The organism is Chamaesiphon polymorphus CCALA 037 (assembly GCF_003003845.1).
In the GTDB taxonomy this organism is placed as follows: Bacteria; Cyanobacteriota; Cyanobacteriia; order Cyanobacteriales; family Chamaesiphonaceae; genus Chamaesiphon; species Chamaesiphon polymorphus.
Genome location: NZ_PVWO01000402.1, coordinates 1 through 5513, shown reverse-complemented (window position 1 = coordinate 5513; position 5513 = coordinate 1). Strand labels below are relative to the sequence as shown.

The 5513-nt window shown below is 47.8% G+C and carries 3 protein-coding genes; all 3 read left to right on the top strand.

The genetic code is table 11. The annotated features are described in order from the left end of the window. A partial coding sequence (locus tag C7B77_RS22880) for a non-ribosomal peptide synthetase (RefSeq protein ID WP_146138464.1) occupies nucleotides 1–2988 on the top strand: 2988 nt, incomplete at its 5' end. Between the two features lie 87 nt (nucleotides 2989–3075). Then, a complete protein-coding gene (locus C7B77_RS22875; protein WP_219892248.1) occupies nucleotides 3076–4458 on the top strand; it encodes an MFS transporter in 1383 nt (460 codons plus the stop codon). A gap of 73 nt (nucleotides 4459–4531) precedes the next feature. Further along, nucleotides 4532–5323: a GrlR family regulatory protein gene (locus C7B77_RS22870; RefSeq protein ID WP_106310341.1), complete on the top strand. Its 792-nt coding sequence runs from the start codon at nucleotides 4532–4534 to the stop codon at nucleotides 5321–5323. Nucleotides 5324–5513 lie beyond the last annotated feature (190 nt).

Below are 5513 nucleotides of genomic sequence, written 5' to 3'. Positions count from 1 at the left end.
GTGCCCCGCAGTGAAAATCTGTTTGACAGCATTGTCGTGTTTGAGAACTATCCGATCGGCTCTGCCGTGAGCGAGCAACCCAATCCTCACAACGATTTACAGATTGCGAATGTGGACATGCAGGAGCAAACTAACTATCCCCTCAACCTCACAGCAATTCCAGGGCAATCGTTAACCTTAGAAATTAGTTTCGATCGGAGTCGATTCACCCCAGAGACGATCGACCAAATGCTAGATTGTCTCGAAAATCTGGTGATGGAGACGATCGCAGATCCTCAAACACCGCTCGGTCGATTGTCATTGCTTTCCCCCGATCGACAACAGCAGCTCATCCGCGCTGGTCAAGGGCCACAACACACTTATCCAGCGCAATGTATCCATCAGGCGATCGAAGCCCAGACGAGCGAGCGACCCGATGCGGTAGCTTTAGTCTGGGACGAGCGACGTTTAACTTATCAAGAATTAAACGAGCAAGCAAATCAGCTCGCCCATTATTTGCAAGCCCAAGGTGTCACCGGACGAGTCGGCATTTATTTAGAACGCTCTGGCATCGTCTTGGTGGCGGTATTGGCGATCCTCAAGATTGGTGCTACTTATGTCCCCCTCGACCCCAGCTATCCAGTCGATCGACTGACTTATATGCTGACTAATGCTGAGGTAAACTGTCTGATTCCCACCCAGACTCTAGCCACCCAGTTGCCCAACCCGCCTGCGTTGGCCGTGTATCTGGATCGGGACTGGGCCGAAATTAGCAATGGCGACCCGCACAATCTCGACCTAGAGATCGATCCAGAACAATTAGCTTATGTAATTTATACTTCTGGTTCTACAGGTACGCCCAAGGGCGTGATGGTCAGTCATCGCAATTTGGTCAATGCTTATCATGGTTGGGAAATTGCTTATCGGTTAAAAACTGATACCCGCAGCCATTTACAAATGGCTAGCTTCTCTTTTGATGTATTTGCGGGCGACTACATGCGAGCCTTAGCCAGTGGAGCCAAACTGACCATCTGTCCTCGGGATTTACTATTAGATCCCGCTCGCCTGTACCAACTGATCCAAACTGAACAAATTGACTGTGCCGAATTTGTGCCCGCAGTAATGCGACCCTTGGCAGACTATCTGATGAGCACCGGACAAAACCTGGCACAGATGCGGGTAATTGTGGTTGGTTCCGATAGCTGGTACATGAGCGAATATCAGCAATGGCAGCAGCTTTGTGGTATCGATAGCCGTTTAATCGACTCCTATGGAGTCAGTGAAGCCACTGTCGATAGTTGCTACTTTGAAACTACTCACAGCGATCGCTTTCCCGCTCAGGCTTTAGTCCCGATCGGCAAACCATTTGCCAATGTCAATCTTTATGTCCTAGATGAATTATTACGCCCAGTCCCGATCGGGGTAGCGGGGGAACTGTATATCGGTGGTGCCGGGGTCTCCCAAGGTTACGATCGACGACCCGATCTGACATCTGCCCGATTTATTGCCGATCCATTTAGTGCCACCCCAACCGATCGACTATACAAAACTGGTGACTTGGCACGCTACCTCGCCGATGGCAACTTGGAGTATCTCGGTCGCATCGATCGCCAAGTTAAAATTCGGGGTTATCGGGTCGAACTCGGTGAAATCGAAGCCAAGCTCGGTCAGTATCCCCATATTACTCAAGCGGTAGTAGACATGCGATCGAGCGAGTCTGGCAACCAGTACTTAGTCGGTTATTTTGTGACCGAATCGACCGAGCCACCCACCGTGCCCGAACTGCGCCAATTCTTAGCAACCTCTTTACCACACTACTCGATCCCCTCCGCCTTTGTGCCGCTGTCCGAATTGCCGCTGACACCCAATGGCAAGATCGATCGCCGCGCTCTACCCACACCAGACTATGACAGCACGAGTGCCGTAGCTGACTTTGTACCACCGACAAACTTTATCGAGCAGCAACTCACCGAAATTTGGTCGGCAGTCTTAGAAGTTTATCCCATCAGCACCCAGGCTAATTTCTTCGATTTAGGCGGTCATTCCCTACTAGCCGTCCAACTGATCGCACGAGTTCAGCAGCGATTCGATCGCCAGTTACCCGTGGCGATGCTGTTCCAATATCCCACCATTGCTGAAATGGCCGCCATGCTCTGGCAACCGATCGAGGATGTCGATCGGTCATTGTTGGTGCCGATTAAACCACAAGGATCTCGATCGCCCTTCTTCTGCGTTCCTGGCGCAGGTGGTAATCCGATCTACCTCCATAATCTCGCCCATTATCTCGATCGAGAACGTCCCTTCTACAGTTTTCAAGCTCAAGGATTGGACGGTGAAACTCAGCCGCACCAAAGTGTGGTCGAAATCGCGCGGGATTATCTACAAGCCATCCAAACGATCCAGCCGACTGGCCCTTACTACTTAGGGGGACACTCCTTTGGCGGTGCAGTTGCCTTTGAAATTGCCCTCCAGCTCCAGCAGCAAGGCGAAACCGTGGCTTGTCTGGCGATCGTCGATGCTGGCGCACCCGATGTAGCAGATGTGCCGTTGCTAGAAATGGATGAAGCCGAGTGGGTCTACACGATGGTTTCGATTGTGGAGGGGATGTACGGTCAAGCGTTGAATGTCGATCTAGAACAGCTCCGCGCTCTAGATCCCGAAGCCCAAATCGGTTACTTCCAATCCCGACTCCAAGCGGCTCAACTGTTGCCAGCCGGGATGAGTATCACTCAACTCCAGGGCTTGATTGCCGTCTACAAAGCCCAAGCCGCTATGCCCTATCGACCGATCGCTAAATATGACGGTCGCATCACTTTCTTACATGCCAGCGAGGAGGAGGATGGCTCAGATGGGATATCGGCAGCTTTACATCTAGAGTGGGAGCCGTTTACGACCCAATCTGTAGATTTACACTTAGTCCCTGGCAACCACTACACCATGATGAGGCTACCACATGTCATAGCATTGTCGGCTCAACTAAATGCCGCTTTCGATGCTGCTCTAGATTAATCTTTGGCAGTCTCCAAGCCCAATTTTCTCGCTCCGGTCGCATGGAGATCGCGCTCCCAGCAACACTAAACCAATGGAAATATTACTGTGACAACTAAAAATATCGTCAAGAATTTTCTGCGAGAGCTGACTGAAATGCGTGCTTTTCTGACTATTTGGTCGGGGCAATTTGTTTCTTTAATCGGCTCGGGTATCACCAGCTTTGCTTTAGATTTATGGGTGTATCAACAGACTGGTTCTGTGACTCAATATGCCTTAATCGCGCTATTTAATGTCATCCCACCGATTCTAATTTCCCCGATCGCGGGGGTATTTGTCGATCGCTGGGATCGGCGATCGACGATCGTCGGCAGCGACTTCATTGCCGCGATCTGCACCGGATTCGTTGCTGTCCTATTTTTCGCAGGCAACTTACAAGTCTGGCAAGTTGCTGTCGTCACAACCCTCATCTCAACGGTGAGTGTTTTTCAAAGGTTGGCACTGACTACTAGTACTAAACTGCTGGTTGCAGATAAAAACTTAGAAAATGCCGTTGGCTTGACCCAAATTAGTGAATCGATCGGTAGTTTAGTCGTTCCCGCATTAGCAGGGACACTAGTATTATTGGTGAAAATGGAAGGAGTATTGCTGATTGATTTTGCTACTTATTTAGTTTCACTATTCACACTTTTGTTAGTCAAAATTCCCACTCATTTGCCTACTACTAATACCGCAGAAGTTGAAGAACAACCACAAGGCTGGGCAGCTTTTGCGGCTTTGCGGAGCGAGCTAGGGTTTGGTTGGGAGTACACGTTAGCCCATCCAGACATTTTATCTTTACTAATTTACTTCACAGTTATCAATTTCTTGATTGGACTTGTCAGTCTATTATTAGTACCGATGGTATTAGGATTTCTCAGCAGCTCTGCGGCTGGTTCGATGCTGACGATCGGGGGTATTGGATCGCTATTTGGCGGTCTCCTGCTCGGTTTTTTTGGTGGAGCGAAATACCGAATCACCAAAATTATGTTTTTTGGAGTGTGTCTGGGTTTATCCATTATTCTGGCCGGAATACAGCCATCGAGTATCTTAATTACGATCGCGATTTTTGTGGGCATGTTATCTTTTTCGCTGATTAATGGCATCAGTGAAGTTTTATTTATTTCCAATGTTCCGGTCGAAGTCCAAGGTCGGGTATTTGGACTACAGGGAATGATTGCCGCATCTTCCCTCCCCATCGCCTATTTAATGGCTGGCCCTTTGACGGATTGGATTTTTGAACCACTGTTAGCCAAAAATGGCGCGTTGGCCGATACTGTCGGTCGGGTCGTGGGGGTAGGAGCGGGGCGAGGTATTGCTTTGTTATTCATCGTGCTGGGCATTCTTCAAGTTGCGGTTACTTTGTATGCGTATAGCTACCGACCATTACGGAAACTCGACAGTTTCATTCCACCACTAAGTTCCGAAAACTCAGAACTGGAAAATGAATAATTTGAAAGGGAGAGCGGGGAGCGCAGTTATCAATTATCAATTATCAATTATCAACTAATTTAAGGAGTTAATTATGATGACAGAAGGAATATTTAGCTTGAGTTTTGAAGCAGATGGCAAGCAACTCGGTAGTGGGTTTGCAGCCTTCAAAGATGGGACGATCAGAGGCGGAGACACCGATTTTTTATACAACGGAACTTACAGACTCGACGAGAAAAACTCTGATTCAGCTCCTCATTTTGAAGCTAAAGTTTCCGTCCAATATTATAAAGGTATCAATTTGGCGATCTTTGGGAAAATGACTCAATTTCCCATTGAAATCTCAGGGATATTTACACCAGAAGGTATATCTGGTCATGGTATAATGACGAAATTTGGCAAGGATGAAATCGATTTAAATGGGGTAAAGATTGATGACTTCCAATCGGAAATAGCAATTAAAGAGCGATATGGTTTGCTCGATCGCCAATCGATCGCAAACGGTAGTCAGAACGATCGAAATTTACTGTCGGCACTGGCAGCGTATCATGAAAATAATTATATCGACGCGACGAATTTAGCCTATACGGCGATCGAATCGATAGTTCGCCAGTTACCGTTCGCGATCGACAATTCCGGAAAAAGCCAGCAGAGTTTGTTGAATCTGATGGATGCTTTACTAGAGCAAAAGGCGATCGCCAAGACTTTATACGACCCGATTCATGCCTTGATAAGTAGCGATCGAGTCCTGAATAAGAAATTAAAATCGCCAGAAGATTGTGCTTTTCCACTCTGTATCATGGCATTCAACTCCTTAGCGAAACTGCTAGAAATTCAGTCCGATCTAGAGCAGGGAAAATCATCAGTGACAAATGTCATGAAATGAGATGACCTTTGTGAATAGTGCCAGCCATCGATTGCCGATTATGCTCAGAGCATAGAAGTTAACCAAAACCGATGAAGCCGTACCTGAAGCAAACTATTTGGCTGGGAATCATAGCTTTGTTATCTAGCTGTGATTCTCAGGCAGCCATCAAAAATAATCCGACAGCAGTGACACCAGCTCAACCAAATGC